At 67.6% G+C, this 16,157-nt stretch carries 18 protein-coding genes; 3 read left to right on the top strand and 15 right to left on the bottom strand.

The window, feature by feature from the left end:
• Window positions 1-145: 145 nt before the first annotated feature.
• The 7 genes from pal to ACK4E3_RS09620 form a co-directional block, all read right to left on the bottom strand.
• Window positions 146-700, bottom strand: coding sequence for a peptidoglycan-associated lipoprotein Pal (pal, locus tag ACK4E3_RS09650; protein ID WP_409699774.1), 555 nt, complete (start codon window positions 698-700; stop codon window positions 146-148).
• A gap of 151 nt (window positions 701-851) precedes the next feature.
• Window positions 852-2,222 (bottom strand): Tol-Pal system beta propeller repeat protein TolB, encoded by a 1,371-nt coding sequence (tolB, locus tag ACK4E3_RS09645; protein ID WP_409699771.1) that lies wholly within the window; start codon window positions 2,220-2,222, stop codon window positions 852-854.
• 85 nt (window positions 2,223-2,307) lie between these two features.
• Window positions 2,308-3,108, bottom strand: coding sequence for a hypothetical protein (locus tag ACK4E3_RS09640; RefSeq protein ID WP_409699768.1), 801 nt, complete (start codon window positions 3,106-3,108; stop codon window positions 2,308-2,310).
• A gap of 4 nt (window positions 3,109-3,112) precedes the next feature.
• Complete coding sequence (locus ACK4E3_RS09635; protein WP_409699765.1) at window positions 3,113-3,679, bottom strand: ExbD/TolR family protein; 567 nt, start codon at window positions 3,677-3,679, stop codon at window positions 3,113-3,115.
• A gap of 1 nt (window position 3,680) precedes the next feature.
• The gene (tolQ, locus tag ACK4E3_RS09630; protein ID WP_409699762.1) at window positions 3,681-4,379 is read right to left on the bottom strand and encodes a protein TolQ; all 699 of its coding nucleotides are present in this window, start codon (window positions 4,377-4,379) and stop codon (window positions 3,681-3,683) included.
• A gap of 228 nt (window positions 4,380-4,607) precedes the next feature.
• Window positions 4,608-5,204 carry a DUF2939 domain-containing protein gene (locus ACK4E3_RS09625; RefSeq protein ID WP_409699759.1) on the bottom strand — a complete coding sequence of 199 codons (597 nt, stop codon included), beginning with the start codon at window positions 5,202-5,204 and terminating at the stop codon, window positions 4,608-4,610.
• Window positions 5,205-5,341: 137 nt separating this feature from the next.
• Window positions 5,342-6,556, bottom strand: a complete 1,215-nt coding sequence (locus ACK4E3_RS09620) for an NADP-dependent isocitrate dehydrogenase (RefSeq protein WP_409699756.1) — start codon at window positions 6,554-6,556, stop codon at window positions 5,342-5,344.
• 168 nt (window positions 6,557-6,724) lie between these two features.
• On the opposite strand from ACK4E3_RS09620, the gene ACK4E3_RS09615 reads away from it, so the two are divergent.
• The gene (locus ACK4E3_RS09615) at window positions 6,725-7,198 is read left to right on the top strand and encodes a DUF4282 domain-containing protein (protein ID WP_409699753.1); all 474 of its coding nucleotides are present in this window, start codon (window positions 6,725-6,727) and stop codon (window positions 7,196-7,198) included.
• 24 nt (window positions 7,199-7,222) lie between these two features.
• Here the strand turns inward: ACK4E3_RS09615 and ACK4E3_RS09610 are convergent, their stop codons facing one another.
• The 8 genes from ACK4E3_RS09610 to flgB form a co-directional block, all read right to left on the bottom strand.
• Window positions 7,223-9,040, bottom strand: a complete 1,818-nt coding sequence (locus ACK4E3_RS09610) for a DUF885 domain-containing protein (RefSeq protein WP_409699750.1) — start codon at window positions 9,038-9,040, stop codon at window positions 7,223-7,225.
• A gap of 69 nt (window positions 9,041-9,109) precedes the next feature.
• Window positions 9,110-11,230: a response regulator gene (locus ACK4E3_RS09605; RefSeq protein WP_409699747.1), complete on the bottom strand. Its 2,121-nt coding sequence runs from the start codon at window positions 11,228-11,230 to the stop codon at window positions 9,110-9,112.
• A gap of 162 nt (window positions 11,231-11,392) precedes the next feature.
• A complete protein-coding gene (flhB, locus tag ACK4E3_RS09600; protein ID WP_409699744.1) occupies window positions 11,393-12,487 on the bottom strand; it encodes a flagellar biosynthesis protein FlhB in 1,095 nt (364 codons plus the stop codon).
• Window positions 12,480-13,250, bottom strand: a complete 771-nt coding sequence (fliR, locus tag ACK4E3_RS09595) for a flagellar biosynthetic protein FliR (protein ID WP_409699741.1) — start codon at window positions 13,248-13,250, stop codon at window positions 12,480-12,482. Before fliR ends, flhB begins: the two co-directional genes overlap by 8 nt.
• Before the next feature lie 3 nt (window positions 13,251-13,253).
• A complete protein-coding gene (gene fliQ / locus ACK4E3_RS09590) occupies window positions 13,254-13,520 on the bottom strand; it encodes a flagellar biosynthesis protein FliQ (protein ID WP_409701229.1) in 267 nt (88 codons plus the stop codon).
• A 108-nt stretch (window positions 13,521-13,628) separates the two neighbouring features.
• Window positions 13,629-13,934, bottom strand: a complete 306-nt coding sequence (locus tag ACK4E3_RS09585; protein ID WP_409699738.1) for a flagellar hook-basal body complex protein FliE — start codon at window positions 13,932-13,934, stop codon at window positions 13,629-13,631.
• Between the two features lie 11 nt (window positions 13,935-13,945).
• Complete coding sequence (gene flgC, locus ACK4E3_RS09580) at window positions 13,946-14,365, bottom strand: flagellar basal body rod protein FlgC (protein ID WP_409699735.1); 420 nt, start codon at window positions 14,363-14,365, stop codon at window positions 13,946-13,948.
• 19 nt (window positions 14,366-14,384) lie between these two features.
• A complete protein-coding gene (gene flgB, locus ACK4E3_RS09575; protein ID WP_409699733.1) occupies window positions 14,385-14,822 on the bottom strand; it encodes a flagellar basal body rod protein FlgB in 438 nt (145 codons plus the stop codon).
• Window positions 14,823-14,979: 157 nt separating this feature from the next.
• Between flgB and ACK4E3_RS09570 the strand changes: the two genes are divergently transcribed.
• Together ACK4E3_RS09570 and fliP are read left to right on the top strand one after the other, a co-directional pair.
• Window positions 14,980-15,342 (top strand): flagellar biosynthetic protein FliO, encoded by a 363-nt coding sequence (locus ACK4E3_RS09570; protein WP_409699731.1) that lies wholly within the window; start codon window positions 14,980-14,982, stop codon window positions 15,340-15,342.
• Window positions 15,339-16,148: a flagellar type III secretion system pore protein FliP gene (gene fliP, locus ACK4E3_RS09565; protein ID WP_409699728.1), complete on the top strand. Its 810-nt coding sequence runs from the start codon at window positions 15,339-15,341 to the stop codon at window positions 16,146-16,148. The genes ACK4E3_RS09570 and fliP overlap by 4 nt, the downstream gene beginning before the upstream one ends.
• The last annotated feature ends 9 nt before the right edge of the window (window positions 16,149-16,157 follow it).

Genomic DNA, 16,157 nt, shown 5'->3' with positions numbered 1-16,157 from the left:
CCTTGCCACGCTCTCAGCGGTTTGCGGCATTGCGAGGGCAGTGCTGTGCGGCGGAGCGGCGCAAAAAGGGGGCCGGATCGCTCCAGCCCCCTTTCCATTCACCGGCATGAGCCGACGCACAGGTCACAACGCTTACTGTAGCTGGTTACTGGGCGCCCGAGATGATCACGGTGCCGGCGTTGCGGTTCTGGGCCCACGCCGCCTCGTTCGAGCCCTGAGCGATCGGACGCTCCTTGCCGTACGAGATGGTGTCGATGCGGTTGGCGGGCACGCCGCGCTCGACCAGATAGGCGCGGACCGCTTCGGCACGGCGCGCGGCCAGGGCGAAGTTGTACTCACGCGTGCCGCGCTCGTCGGCATTGCCCTCGATGCGCACGCGCACCGAGGGGTAGCGCAGCAGCCACTGGGCCTGGGCGTCCAGACGCGGGCGGGCGTCGGAGCGCACGGCATAGCTGTCGAAGTCGAAGAACACGCGGTCGCCGACGTTCTGATTGAAATCGGCCACCGAGCCGGGCGTCACGGCACCGATCGGGCCTTGCTGCACGGGAGGCGGCGGCGGCGGCGTGGTGCCACCGGGCTGGGTCGCGGGCGGCGGGGTGGTCGCGGGCGGGGTCTGGGCGGGCTGGCGGGCGCAAGCCGCCATGGCCGCAACGGCCAGACCAACGACGGACAGGCGAACGAGTGTCTTAAGGCTTGTCATTGGGGGTCATCTCCTCTGGCTTGGCACGGGACACGGCCCGCTCCAGCTTGGCCATACGTCTAGCGCGACCGCTTCTGGCCGCCAACGCCCGATAACGCACAGTTGACCGGGCGGCTCCCTGTGGCCGTCCGATTTGCGCGCAAGGCCCTGACTATTGCGCCGCGCCAAGCGGACAGCTGTCCGGGCCGTCACCAAACCCGAGGTTGGACGGCGGCGGATCGAGCAGCGGCGACCACGCCGGATCGGTCGCGGCACCCCCATAGGACAGCGCCGAGGTGACGCGGCCTGTCACGTCCACCATCCAGAGGCGCGAGCTGCCCTGCTGGCGCGAGAAGACGAGATAGCGACCGTTGGGTGCCCAGGACGGGCCTTCCTCGAAATAGGACGAGGAGACAATGCGCTCGCCCGTGCCGTCAGGAGCCATGACGCCGATGTGGAAGCGCCCGCCCTGCTGCTTGGTGAAGGCGATCAGGTCGCCGCGCGGGCTCCATGCGGGCGTGTGATAGTTGCCGCTCCCGCGCGAGATCGGGCGCTGGTTCGAGCCGTCCGCGTTCATGATGTAGAGCCGCGGGCGCCCCCCCCGGTCCGAGTTGAACACGATCTGGCGGCCATCGGGCGAGAAGCTGGGCGAGGTGTCGATGCCCGGATCGGTGGTCAGGCGCTGCAGGTTCCGGCTCTGCAGGTTCATGACATAGATGTCGGTGTTGCCGCCGCGCTCGATGGAAAAGGCCACGCGCGTGCCATCGGGCGAGAACTGGGGCGCGAACACATTGCCCTGGAACTGGCCCAGGCTCTCGCGCCGCCCGGTGGCGATGTTGAGCATATAGATGCGCGTATAGTCCCGCCCCAGCGCCATATAGACCAGCTCGTCGCTGTTGGCCGAGAAGCGCGGCGTGATGATGATCTCGTCGGTGCGGGTCAGATAAACGGGGTTGAAGCCGTCCTGATCCATGATCGCAAGCTGGGTCGAGCGGTTGGGGCCGGAGCCGCTTTCGGCCACATAGGCGATGCGCGTGTCGAAATAGCCCGGCTCGCCCGTCATGCGCTGATAGACGACGTCCGACACCTTGTGCGCCACGCGCCGCCAGTTCTCGGGCGTGGTCACGAAGCGGTAGCCGACCAGCTGGCAGCGGCGATAGGGATCATAGAGGCGAAAAGCCACGGCCACGCGGCCGTCCGGCTGGGGCTGGGCCTCGCCATAGAGCACCGCCTCGGCCCCGATGCGCGTCCAGGCATCGAAGGTGGGCTGGTTGGCCACCCGCAGCTCGCGCTCGATGAAGGCATTGGGATCGATGGGCGAGAAGTAGCCCGAGCGCTGCAGGTTGTTCGAGATGACCCCTGTGATCTCACCGCCGTTCGGCCCGATGAAGGGCGCAATGGCGATGCGCGTCGGGCGCAGCACGCCCTGGGTCACGTCCACATCACCGCCCGAAGGCTGGCTCTGGGCCAGGGCCGGGTGGCTGAGGCCCGCGGCCATCACGAGGGCGAGGGCGGTTCCGGCAAGGGTGTTTCCAAGGCGCATCAGGGTCTCCCGCACGGTTCTGAGAGGGCTGAGATAGGCATAACGTATCGGTCACAGCGGACCAAACAGGGGCAGGGGCGCGAACTCACCGCCCGCACGCCTGTTCGGCCAGGAAACGGAAGGTGATGGTCTGGCCGACGAAGCCATCGGGCACCCGGAACGGATCGGCGGCACGCACCGCGCGCAGGGCCGCCTCGGCAGCGGTCCGCCATGCGGGATCGGAGCGGGTCTCCACCAGGGTCGGGCCAGAGGTCACGCGGCCCTGGGACGAGATGGTGATGCGCACCCGGAACACCATGTCCGACAGGTTCGGCGCCTCGCAGGTCGAGCCGAGGTTCCAGTGCTCGTAGATCTGGCCGACCAGCACCGCGATCTGGGGACCGGTGGCCACGGGCGCGCTGCCCTGACCGCTGGGGCCGGTGGTGTTGGGCGTGCGGGTCTGGCCGGGCCGGGACAGGGCGTCCAGATCAAGGCCCGGATCGGGCTGGCGCTGCGGCGGATTCTGGGCCGGGTTTTGGCGCGGCGGCGTCTGTGTAGGCGGCGTGTTCTGGCGCGGCGGGGCCTTTTCAGGCGGGCGCTGCTGGGCGGGCTGTGGTGCGGGCTGGGGCGGTGTCGGCGCAGGCGGCGTCGGCGCAGGCGGCGTCGGCACGGGCGGCGTGGGTTCGGGAGGAGCGGGCTCGGGCTCGCCGAAGGTCTGTTCGTCCAGCGCCTCGGCCTCGGCCTCGGGCTCGGAGCGCGGCGCAGCCTCCTGGATCACGTCGGACACGATGGTCACGGGCACTGCCCCCACGATCAGGTTCGAGTCCCCGCGCGGCCACGAGATGAAGGCCGCCCCCACCACGGCGAGGTGCACGATGACCGATCCTGCCAGTGAGGACCTGCGCATGGGCTCAGCGCGCCTCCTGCGGGGCCGCCAGCGGCACGGCCTCGCGCACGGCAGGCGCAGCAGACGCCTCGGCCGCGCCTTGACCAGCGCCCTGACCCGCGCCCTGACCAGTAGCCTGGGGGGCCGCCGTGTCGGTCACGAGATTGAGCCGCGTGAAGCCCGACGATGACAGGCGCGCCATGACTTGGGCCACTGCCTCATAGGGCGCGCGCCCGTCTGCCCGCACGAAGATCGGCCGCTCGGAAAGATTGCGCGAGGCATCGGCAATGGCACCCACACGCGGGGCGAGCTGATCGAGAGTTGCCGGGTCTTCCTCGACGAAGATGGCGCCGCTGCGGTCGACGGTCACGCTGATGGGCGTCTGCACGTCCTCGACCGCGCCCGCATCGGTCTTGGGCAGCTCGACAGGAACGCCCACGGTCAGCAGTGGCGCCGAGATCATGAAGATGATCAGCAGCACCAGCATCACGTCGACCAGCGGCGTGACGTTGATTTCCGACAGAGGCCTCTTTCTGGCCCGGCGCCTGCCGCGCCCGCCCCCGCCGCTGCCCGAGCCCGCACCCATGCCCATGTCAGGCGCTCCGGCCGAGGCGGCGCGCCACGGCGGCCTGAAGTTCGTCGGCAAAGCTCTCCAGCCGGCCGGTGAACTTGCCCGCATCGATCGAGAACTTGTTGTAGGCCATGTAAGCGGGAATGGCTGCGGCCAGACCCAGCGCCGTCGCAAACAGGGCCTCGGCAATGGCCGGGGCCACGGTCGCCAGATTGGTGTTGCCCGCCGAGGCGATGGCGCCAAACGCGTTCATGATGCCCCACACCGTGCCGAACAGACCGATGAAGGGCGAGGATGTGGCCACCACCGAAAGCACGCCCAGCCCCTCTTCCGCCTGCTGGCTCTCGCGCGCGATCAGGCTGTCGAGGCTGCGCTCGATGCGCGACATCAGCAGCTGCCCCTGGGTTTCGCTGAGCGCCCCGCCCTGACGCGCCTCTCGCCAGTCGGTCAGGGCCAGTTGCAGCATGCGCGGAAGGGGATGGGCGGGATCGGGACCGGCCTGGGCGGCGATTTCCTCAAGCGGGCGACCCGAGGACACGGCGTTCTCGAAGGCGCTTGCCTGGCGGTTGAGCCCTGCAAACTTGAACGCCTTGTCCAGAATGACGGCCCACGACCACAGCGAGGCGATGACGAGGCCGATCATGACCGACTTCACCACCCAGTCCGCACTCATGAAAAGCTCGACGACGTTCAGCATGTGAACCGTGCCGGGTTCGCCCATATTCAACCCATCCCTCGACTGATCCCGGTGCGGGATCGTTGTTTCCTTCGGCGCGATGACCGTATCGTGCGGCCTGCAAGTTTCATGTCAGCAGCCACAACCGGAGCCTGCGCTGCGGGCCTGTGCGCGAACACGGCCGAGCCTGTGCGTGATCCTAATGTCAGCGTAGCCGTGACGATTGTGTGGCGTGTGTTGCCACTCTCTTTCCAGTGACGAAAACGTGAAGAGTCAGGGCTGTGCCGATGGCTCTTCGCCAAAGCGCACCTCACCGTCATCGGTGGGTGTGCCGCCGTCCGGCAGGGCGACGTGAACCAGCTGCCAGCGATAGATTCCCTTGCGCGCGAACGTAAAGATCGTCTCGGACCCGCCCTCGTCCCTCACGGCCATGCGCGCGCGGTCGATGCCCCAGTAGCGCGGGCGCGGCAGCGGCTGGATGCGGCTCTCGGCCACTGGCATGGAAGCGCCGGGGCGCGAGCGCTCGGAGGCATAGCGGCCCTCGCCAAGCGTGAGGGCAGCGATGGCCTGGGGCGTCAGATAGGCGTTTACGTCCGGCTGGGGCGTGCGGCTGTTCTCGAACGACTGGCGGATGGCGCCGATGGGGTCTTCGAGCAGGCCCGGCGCAGGGCGCATGGCCTCGGGCCGGTCAGAAAGCTGCGGGCGCAGGGACTGGCGCACGGCGGGAAAGTCTACAAGCTCGGCGACCGCCGCCACGTCCTGCGACAGCGCCGCCGAGCGCAGGCCGTAATAGGCACCATAAGGCGCGGCGACGAACGCCAGCGCGCCCAGCACAACGATCCAGACGATCAGTTTGGACAAAGCACCCATGCAAAGACCCTTTCACCCCCGCACCCATATCAGGTCTTAACGATAAAACCGGCGTCAGGATGCACGTCCGGGCGCAGCCCGCAATGGACTGCGCCCGGCAGGAGACTCCGGCAAGCAGGGCTGGTGCGCGGCGCGCCTCAGCCCTTCATGGCGGCGTTGAGGTTCTCGGCCACCTTGTCGAGGAAGCCCTCGGTGGTCAGCCAGCCCTGCTGATCGCCGACCAGCAGCGCCAGATCCTTGGTCATGAAGCCGCTCTCGACGGTATCGATGACGACCTTCTCCAGCGTCTCGGCGAAATCGATCAGGGGCTGGTTGCCGTCCAGCTTGCCCCGGTGCTTGAAGCCGCGCGTCCAGGCAAAGATCGAGGCGATGGAGTTGGTCGAGGTGGCCTCGCCCTTCTGGTGCTGGCGATAGTGGCGCGTGACGGTGCCGTGGGCAGCCTCGGCCTCCAGCGTGCGCCCGTCAGGCGTCATCAGCACCGAGGTCATGAGGCCCAGAGAGCCGAAGCCCTGGGCCACGGTGTCGGACTGCACGTCGCCGTCATAGTTCTTGCACGCCCAGACGAAACCGCCGGACCACTTGAGCGCCGAGGCCACCATGTCGTCGATCAGGCGATGCTCGTAGGTCAGGTCGCGCTTGTCGAAATCGGCCTTGAACTCGGCGTCGAAAATCTCCTGGAAGATGTCCTTGAAGCGACCGTCATAGGCTTTCAGGATGGTGTTCTTGGTCGACAGATAGACCGGATAGCCCCGGTCCAGCCCGTAGGCGAAGCTGGCGCGGGCGAAATCGCGGATCGAGTCGTCCAGATTGTACATGCCCATGGCGATGCCCGCCGACGGGGCCTTGAACACCTCGTGCTCGATCACCTGGCCGTCCTCGCCCACGAACTTGATCGTGAGCGTGCCCTTGCCGGGGAACAGGAAGTCCGTGGCGCGGTACTGATCGCCAAAGGCGTGACGGCCGATGATGATGGGCTGGGTCCAGCCGGGCACCAGACGCGGCACATTGCGGCAGATGATCGGCTCGCGGAACACCACACCGCCAAGGATGTTGCGGATCGTGCCGTTGGGCGACTTCCACATCTTCTTGAGGCCGAACTCGGCCACGCGGGCCTCGTCAGGGGTGATGGTGGCGCACTTCACGCCCACGCCGTGACGCTTGATCGCCTCGGCCGCATCGATCGTCACCTGATCGTCGGTGGCGTCGCGGTTCTCCATGCCCAGATCGTAATAGTCCAGCTCCAGGTCCAGATACGGAAAGACCAGCTTGTCCTTGATCATCTGCCAGATGATCCGGGTCATCTCGTCGCCGTCGATATCGACGATGGGGTTGTCGACCTTGATCTTGGCCATGGGCGCTTGCCTCTCGAACTGTCTGAGCTAGGGGGTCGGCGCGGGTATAGCGGCGCACGCCCGCCATGCAAGCCCCCGCCGGACGGGAGACCGCCGCGCCCGCGCGCGATTGCACCACCGGCGCGGCCCTGTTAGCCCTAGGATCGCCAACAGCGCAGGAGGCGTCCCATGCCCGGCTCCAGGCCCTCTTCCCACACTGATCGCGCACGCGCAGGCAGCCTGCTGCACAGCTTCAAGAGCACGTCCGTGCCCGAGCTGTTCTGGAACGCCCTCACCTTTGACCGGCTGCTGACCGGGCCGGTCATTCATCTGATCTACTGGGCGGGGCTGGCGCTGATCGTGCTGGCGGGCTTCAGCATCACGGGCACGGCGGTGGGGCTGGCCCTGCGCGAGCCGGGCATCATGGCGTGGCTTCTGACCATACCGACCGTGGTGATCGGTTTTCTGGTGCTGGCCATAGTCGCACTGGTGTGGCGCTCGTTCTGCGAGTTCTACGTCGCCATCTTCCGCATCAGCGACGACCTGAGGATCATGCGGCGCCTGATCGAGCGCGACCACGAGACGGGCGCGGCGCGCACGCCTCAGTCAAGCGCGCGCGCCACCCGGCCCGGCGAAGACCCAGACCTTCTGTCCAAGATCTGACCTCCTGTCCAAGATCTGAAGGCCTCAGCCGCCCTGGGCGGCCACCCACTCGCCCATCACGCGCTCCAGCACCGCCAGCGGAATGCCTCCCGCCGCCAGGCCCGTGTCGTGGAAGCCGCGGATGTCGAAGCGGCTGCCCAGCGCGGTGCGTGCCTCGGTGCGCAGGCGGTCCCAGACCGTGTGACCGATCTTGTAGCTGCACGCCTGGCCGGGCCACACGCAGTAGCGCTCGACCTCGGTGGTGACGGTGCTTTCCTGATCGCCCAGGGTGTCGACCATGTAGCGGATGGCCTGCTCGCGGCTCCAGCGGCCGTAGTGCAGGCCCGAATCGACCACCAGGCGCACGGCGCGGAACAGGAAGGACTGCATATAGCCGATCTGGCCCCACGGATCGCTCTCATAGACCCCCATCTCATCGGCAAGCTGCTCGGCATAGAGCGCCCAGCCTTCCGAATAGGCCGAGAAGCCCATCACCTTGAGCAGCATCGGGGAGTCGTCGTTCTCGATCTGCAGGGCGAGCTGATGGTGATGGCCCGGCGAGGCCTCGTGATAGGTCAGGGTCGGCAGGGTCCAGCGCGGCCACTCGGCGGTGTTGCGCAGGTTGATGTAATAGGCACCGGGGCGCGAGCCATCCAGAGCCGGGATCTGGTAATAACCGCCCGGCGCACCCGCCTCGATCGCCTCGGGCACGCGGCGCACCTCGACCGGCGAGCGCGGGATGCGCCCGAAATAGTCCGGCAGGCGCTGTTGCATGTCGGCCATCTGCGCGTTCAGGTCCGCCAGCAGCTGCTCGCGGCCTGCACCGGTGTTGGGATAGAGGAAGCGCTCATCGGCCATCATGGCGGCCAGACGCTCGCCCACCGTGCCGGTGGTCATGCCCTGGGCGCGCAGCAGGGTGTCGGTCCGCGCCGATATCTCCGCCACCTGCTCCAGACCGATCTGGTGGATCTCCGCGCCCGACAGGGTCGTGGTGGTGTAGGAGCGGATGCCATAGTCGTAGTAGGCCTCACCGTCCGGCAGGCGCCAGCAGCCCGCATCGTGGCTGGCACCGGGGCGGATCGCCTCGAAGGCCGCGATCTGGCGCTCCAGGGCCGGATAGACGCCCTCCGACACGATGCGCTCGGCGCGCGCGCCCCAGTCACCGCCGATGCCCTGCTCGCCCGTGCGGCGCACGATGGATTCCACCATGGTCGACTGCGCCGCCGCCACCTCGGTGATGTTGCGGATCAGGCCGGTGGTCCGCTCGATGATGAAATCCGGCGGCGTCGCGCCGCGCGCAAAATCGGCCCTCATGCGCTCGGTCTCGTGATCGAGTTCCTGCGGGAACTGGGACAGGCGCGACAGATAGGCCTCGGCATCCTCGGCACTGGCGATGCTGTGCTGACTGTCGAGGAAGTCGGGAATGGCGTTGTAGCTGCCGGTCAGCTGGCTCACCAGATAGGGCGCGGGATAGCCGCTGCTGCCATAGTCGAAGCCATAGCCGATCACGCTGGTCTCGCCGGCAAAGCGCACGGTGTCGTAATAGACGCTGTCACGCGCATCGAGGGCGCTGCGGTCAATGCGCGAAAGCGCTTCCATGTGTCCAAGGAACCGGCTTCTCGACCGGGCCACATAGGCCGCCGAGCGATCATCCAGCCTGGCCTTCATGGCCGCATTCGGCCCGGTATCGAGACCCAGCGCGGTCAGGGTCTCGGGCGAGGACAGCACTTCCTCGTTGAAGATGCGGTCCAGCAGTGCGTGCAGGCTCTCGGAGGCGCTCTGGGCGCGGGCGATTGCGGTGCCCGACGCGGCCATGCCTGCGCTGACAGCCATACCCGCCAGAAGTTTGCGCCGATCGATCATGGATGCCTCCCTCAAGATGTCAGGGGCAAGCGGTATCACCCGCCAGCGCCGACGCCTAGGTGTGGGGCATTAAACCTCGGTAAGGCTGGGGTCCGCCGCCGGTGCCTGATCCTGATGCAGTTCCTGCTTCACCCGCTCGGCCAGCAGCTTGATGTTCAAAGGCTTGGGCAGGAACGAGATGTTGGCGTCGTCCTGAAGCAGATCCGAGAAATAGCTCTCCGCATATCCCGAAATGAACATCACCGGCACATCGCCGAGGAAGGGGCGCGCCTTTCTCAGCAGCGCCGGTCCGTCCAGCCCCGGCATGATGACGTCCGAGATCATCATGTCGATCTCGCCGGCATGAACCTCGGCCAGTTCCAGCGCGTGCAGGCCGTCGTCCGCCGTGATGACCTCATAGCCCCGCTGGCGCAGCAGGCGCGCGGTGATGTCTCGCACCGCAGGCTCGTCCTCCACCAGCAGGATGCGTCCCGCTCCCGACAGGTCGCGCGGCGCGCGGCGCACCGGCGGTGCGCTCGCGGTCCCGGCAGCCACCTTGGACTCCTCGGGCCGGGCGGGGGCGGCCTCGGGCAGCAGGATGCGGAACACGGCCCCGCTCTGCCCGTCGCTGCGATTGCTCACGCTGATGTGGCCGCCTGCCTGCTGCACGATGCCATAGACGGTGGCCAGGCCCATGCCGGTGCCCTTGTTGACCGCCTTGGTGGTGAAGAAGGGCTCGAAGATCTTGTCCAGCAGCTCGGGCGCGATGCCCGGCCCGTTGTCGGCCACCTCGATCATGCCGATGGACGACGGCTCGCTGCCCGGCCAGCCCAGCTGGCGGGCATCGTCCAGGCCAAGGCGCGCAGTACGGATGGTCAGCACGCCCTGCCCTGTCGGAACAAAGCCCTGCATGGCGTCGCGCGCATTGACCGCCAGGTTCATCACCGCCGTCTCGAGCTGGCCCCTGTCCGCCAGAATGACGGGCAGGTCGCGCCCGTGCTCGGTCTCGAGGCGCACGTCCTCGCGCATCAGGCGGCGCAGCAGCACCTGGAACTCCGAGATCAGCTCGCCCAGATCGAGACGTTCGCGCCGCACGGTCTGCTTGCGCGAAAAGGCCAGCATCTTGCCGATCAGGTCCGCCGCGCGCGTCGTGGTCGAGCGGATCTCGCGCAAGGAGTCATAGGACGGATCGCCGACCGGGTGGCGCTGGAACAGGAGGTCGAGGTGCCCCTCGATCACCGACAGGAGATTGTTGAAGTCATGGGCGACGCCGCCCGCAAGCTGGCCCACCGCCTGCATCTTCTGGGACTGGAACAGCTCAAGCTCCAGGCTCTTCTGGGCCGACACGTCGAACAGCCATATGCGCCGCGCCTCGCCCTCGGGCGCGATGTAGAGATGCAAGGTGCGGTCCTTGAAGGCGCGGGGCACCAGCTCGATCGGCCCGGTCGAGCCGTCCTTGAGCCGCTCGCGCGCATCGCGCACGCTCTCGTCCTTGAACAGGGCGCCGAACGGCGCATCGCCCGAGGGCGCCGGTCCCGTCAGCTCGGACAGGGCCGCGTTGGCATCAAGCGGGCGCACCGCAAAGATGTCCTCGCCCTCGATCAGTGCCGAGCCGAAGGGCGCGCCGCTGACGCGCACCGCCGCATCCGTGCCGGTCAGGGTCGCAGGCGAAGGAGCGCTTCCCGACAGGGGCTGGGGGGCCTCGGCCTCCAGCAGGGCATCGGGCGCGGCGCGCACCAGATACCGGCCACAGTCCGTGCGCGCGATCATGACCTCGACATCGCGCCCAGACAGCTTCAGCAGGGCACGGCCCTGCCCGCCCCGCCTCGCCTCGGCAAAGGCCGCCATCAGTCCGGGCGACTGGACCGCGCGCGGCAGGGCTTCGGAGCCGCCGCTCTCCACCCACGCCCCGTTGTGTGACAGCACGCCGCCGCCGGAGGTGACCAGGGCCGCAGGCTCGCCAAGCGCGCTGATGAGATCGATGCTCTGTGCAGGCCTTGCAGGCGCCTGCTCGGCGCGCGCGAACGCGAACAGTCCCACAAGGGCCACAGCCGATATGGCGATGATCAGGATCAGGCCCGGCGCGCTCCACGGATCGGCACGGAACGCGGGATAACCGGCCGCCGCAAAGGCGATCACGAAGAACACCGCCGCCGTCACCAGCCAGGGATCGAGGCCCGCAAGCGCACGCGAGGCCTTCGACCCACGCAAGACTCCGGGCTTGCGTCCCGGCCTAACCGCGGGGCCACCGTGCGAGGGCCGGATCTGTGCGGCCAGCTGCGGGTCTGCTGTCATCTCTCGCCGTCCGGGGCTGTCGCAAGCCGCCGCCATCGAATCATCGTGACCATCATAGCGCCCTTTCGCCATTTGCCGTCATCGGCCCGCGCCGCCGCCCCGTCGGGCCTTCTGGCCCAGAACGAAGCCGATCACGCGTGCGGCAGCAGCGAAGTGCGCCTCGGGGATGGTCTGGTCCACATCGACGGCGGCGTGCAGGGCGCGCGCCAGAGGCACGTCCTCGACAATGGGCACACCATGCTCGCGGGCCACCTCGCGTATCTTGAGGGCGAGGGTGTCGACACCCTTGGCCACGCAGACCGGCGCCGCATCCTTGCCCGGCTCGTAGCGCAGGGCGACCGAATAGTGGGTGGGGTTGGTCACCACCACCGTGGCGGTGGGCACACTGGCCATCATGCGCCGGCGCGATCGCTCGATGCGGATCTGCTTCAGTCGCGCCTTGACGTGAGGATCGCCCTCGGACTGCTTGTAGTCATCCTTCAGCTCCTCGCGGGTCATGCGCATTCGTATGGCAAAGCGGTGCTTCTGCCACAGCCAGTCCGCCCCCGCCGCAATGCCCAGAAACGCCAGCATGGACGCCATGATCGCCAGCGCCAGATCGCGCACGAAGGGCAGTATGGCCGCCGGGCTCATGCTGGCCAGGGCCTCAAGCTCACGCGTGTGGGGCCGCAGCACCACCCAGGCGATCACCACCGTGGCGACCAGCTTGGCCAGGGTCTTGGCAAACTGCATCAGGCCATCCGGGCCATAGATGCGCTTGAAGCCCTTCAGGGGCGAGATCTTCTCCAGCTTGGGCTTCAGCTTCTCGCCCGAGATGATCAGTCCGCCCGACTGCATCAGATTGCCGCCCGCCCCGCCCAGAATGGTGGCCAGCGCCATGGCACCCAGCAGCGGGGCGATCACCATGACCGCATGGCGCAGAATCTCAGCGCCCGAGCCCGAATGCAGCACGCCGCCCATGGCATGGGGGCTGGCGATGAAAGGCACCAGCCCCTCGGCCATCATGGGTGCGAACCATGTCCCGCCCACCATCAGCACCAGCGTTGCCCCCGTAAGCGAAAGGGCGCTGGGCAGGTCCGGGGTGCGCGCCACATCGCCTTTTTTCCGCGCTTCCTCGAGTTTCCGCGGGGTGGCTTCTTCTGTCTTGGAAGACTGTTCCTTCTCCTCAGCCACCGGCACCTCCCGTAAAGGTCTGCAGGAAGCTCTGATAGCGGTCGATGAACATCATCCCGATCACCCCCAGAGACAGGGCGAACACGCTGAGGCCCAGCAGCACGTTCAGCGGGGCAGCGGCGAAATAGATCTGGAACGAGGGCATGACCCGCCCGATCAGCCCCGAGGCCAGATTGAAGATCAGCGAAAACACCATCAGGGGCGCGGCCAGCTGCACGCCCAGAAGAAAGCTCTGGCCGAGGGTGCGCACCGCCAGGGTGCTGAAGTCGCCCATCATCAGCGGCGCGCTCAGCGTGATGACCTCATAGCTGCCCGCAATCCCTGCGATGAAAAGGTGATGGGTGCCCGTGGCGAACACCAGGGTCACGGCCATCAGGGTCAGGAAGGCTGACAGTGTGGTGCCCGGCTGGGCCTGCATGGGATTGGCGGTCTGGGCAAAGCCCAGCGCGGTCTGAAGCGAGGCGATCTCGCCTGCGATGCCCATGGCCGCGATCATCATGCGCATCAGCGCGCCGATCATCAGCCCCGTGATCAGCTCGCGCAGCACCCAGCCCGCCATGGCGCCCACGCTTGCGGGCAGCGACGGCAGCGCAGGGGCGATCACCGGCGTCAGGGCCAGGGTGACCAGCAGGGCCAGGGCCAGGCGGATGCGCGGGGGCACATAGGCCTCGCCGATGCCCGGAATGAGCATCACCACCGCCCCGATGCGCGCAAAGATCAGGCTGGCGGCCCAGACCTGCTCGGCCGTGGCGTGGGGCTCCACGCGCTACATCCCGGCGATGCGGCCCGCGATCTGGCGCATGAACGCGCCCAGAAGCGTGCCCATCAGCGGCAGGAAGATCATCAGCGAGACGAAGATCGCCAGAATCTTGGGCGCATAGATCAAGGTCGCCTCCTGAATCTGGGTCAGGGCCTGAAACAGCCCGATGGTGACGCCCACCAGCAGCCCCACGATCAGCACCGGCGCGGCGAGCTGAATGGTCAGCCACAGCGCATCGCGTCCCACATCCAGAACCTCGGCGCCGTTCATGATCCTTAACTCCCGCATCCCGCGCCGGGCGCGCGGGCACCCGGCAGAAACTGCCGCCCAAGCTGAACGCTCATGGTTAACGCCGCGCTAATGACCTGTGCCGCCCCGCGGTCAGATCGGCATGCGCATGATTTCCTGATAGGCCTGGATCACCTGATCGCGCACGGCCATGACCGTCTCCAGAGAGGCTTCGGCGGAGGCGACGGCTGTGACCACGTCCACCAGCTCGGCACGCCCCTCGACATTGGCGATCATCTGTGTCTCGGCGTGGCGCGAGGCGCTGACCGCATCACCCATCACACCTTGCAGAAGCTGGGCAAAGCCGCTGGCTCCGGCAGGCGCGCTGGCGCCACTTTCGGTGATGCCCGCGCTGTTCTGGATGGCGGCATAGGCGCGGGTGGCAAGGACGGGGTTCATCGGTCAGGGCCTCAGCGCTTGAGCAGGTCGAGGGTGCGCGATTCCATGGTGCGCGCGGTCTCTATGACGTTGAGATTGGCCTCATAGGCGCGCTGCGCCTCGCGCATGTCCATGCTCTCGACCAGGGTGTCCACATTGGGCCGCAGCACGAAGCCCTCCTCGTTCGCAGCCGGATGGCCGGGCTCGTATTCGAGGCGGAAGTCGCGCTGATCCGGCTGCACCCGTGCCAGCGCCACGCCCGAGGCGCCGTCGATGCTGCGGGTCTGGAACACCGGCACCTGGCGTCGATAGGGCTCGCCCCCGGCCACCGGCGCGGTCGAGTTGGCATTGGCGATGTTCTCGGCGATCACCCTCATGCGTGACTGCTGGGCGCGCAGGGCCGAGGCGGCCACGGCCATGGTCTGGTTACGCGGTGCGACGGGATCACTCATGGGTCATGTCCCTCAAGGCCTAGCCCCGTCCCGGCGGACGGGCCGCCATGCGCAGCATGGACAGGGATTTCTGATAGAAGCTGATGGCCGCGTCATAGGCCATGCGGCTCTCGGCCATGCGCAGCATCTGCTCCTCGACCACCACGGAGTTGCCATCCAGAGTGGTCTCGGAGTCGGGCGCGCTCACCGTGCCATAGGCCGCCGTGCGCGGCGCGGCCGGCGCGATATGTCCGGCCTGGGTGCGCGCCACCTGTACGCCGCCCTGAGCACCACCTTGCGCACTCCCTTGCCCGCCGCCCAGCATCCGCTGAAAGCGTGAGGGCTCGGCCAGATCGCGCGCCACATAGCCGGGCGTGTCGGCATTGGCCACGTTCTCCGCGATCACCCTCTGGCGCGCGTTCAGCCAGCCGAGCCGGTCACGGATCACCGAGAAGATGGGCAGGGAATCGATGCTCATGGGCAGAAAATGCCGCCCCTATGGTTAAGCAAAGGTATCTGGCAACGCCCCGTTAACCCTGTTCGTCAAGGGTTGGCACCGAAAGCCGCCCTGAGTCGTGCTCCAGAGCAATCGGGCACCAGAGCGCGAATGCGGGGCGGCCACCTTCGGGGCCTGAATGGACATTCTCGATTATCTGCGCGCCATCCTCGGCCTCGCGATCACCCTGGGACTGATCGGCCTGGCCGCCTTCGTGCTGCGCCGCTATGCCCCGCAGTTTCTGGAGCGGATGCAGACCAGCCGGGGCGAGCGCAGGCTCAGCGTCGTCGAGACCCTGGTGCTGGATCCGGCGCGCCGTCTGGTGCTGGTCAGGATCGATGACGAGGAGCGCCTGCTGCTGCTGGGCGAGGGGCGCGAGCTGATCGAGCCGCGCCAGCGCAGCCTCGCCGTCCAGCCCGCCGCGCCCGGCAATTCCGCGTCCAGGCCTGAGCCAACCGCACGGCCCGGTGCCCGCGATCCCGACCAGGACATCTTCTCGTGAGGGCGCTGTTCCGCATCCCCAGCCGGGCCGACCTTTGGCGCGCCGCGCGCCTGTCGCTGATCGTCACCCTGCTCAGCTGGGCCTTCCCGCTGGCGGCCTTTGCCCAGGATGTGGCGGCGGGCGGCTCGGCCATCAACATCGACCTTGGCACCGGGGCGGGCCTGACCGAGCGGGTCGTGCAGCTCGTCGGCCTGCTGACCGTGCTGTCGCTGGCGCCCAGCATCGTGATCATGACCACCAGCTTCGTGCGCATCATCGTGGTGCTCAGCCTGCTGAGAACCGCGCTGGGCCTGCAACAGAGCCCGCCCAATGCGGTGCTGGTCTCGCTGGCCCTGTTCCTCTCGGCGGTCATCATGGCCCCGACCTGGCAGGAGGCCTATGACGCGGGCATCCGGCCCCTGATGGATCAGGAAATGGAGCTGCCCCAGGCCTTCGATGCCGCCACCGACCCGGTCCGGGTGTTCATGCTGTCACAGGTAGGCGAGGGCGAGCTTGAGCTGTTCACCCGTCTGTCGGGCGTCGAGGCGACGGGCGATGTGCGCGATCTGCCCCTGCGGGTGGTCACCCCCGCCTTCATGATCTCGGAGCTGAAGCGCGCCTTCGAGATCGGCTTTCTGCTGTTCGTGCCGTTCCTGGTCATCGATCTTGTGGTCGCCAGCGTGCTGATGAGCATGGGCATGATGATGCTGCCGCCGGTCATCATCAGCCTGCCGTTCAAGCTGATCTTCTTCGTGCTGGTGGACGGCTGGCGCCTTGTGGCCGGATCGCTGGTCGAGAGCTTCCAGCGCGGAACGGGAACAGGCTAGCGCCTGTAA

The sequence above is a fragment of the Brevundimonas sp. genome, from assembly GCF_046299595.1.
Lineage (GTDB): Bacteria > Pseudomonadota > Alphaproteobacteria > Caulobacterales > Caulobacteraceae > Brevundimonas.
This window is presented reverse-complemented; position numbering and strand designations above follow the sequence as displayed.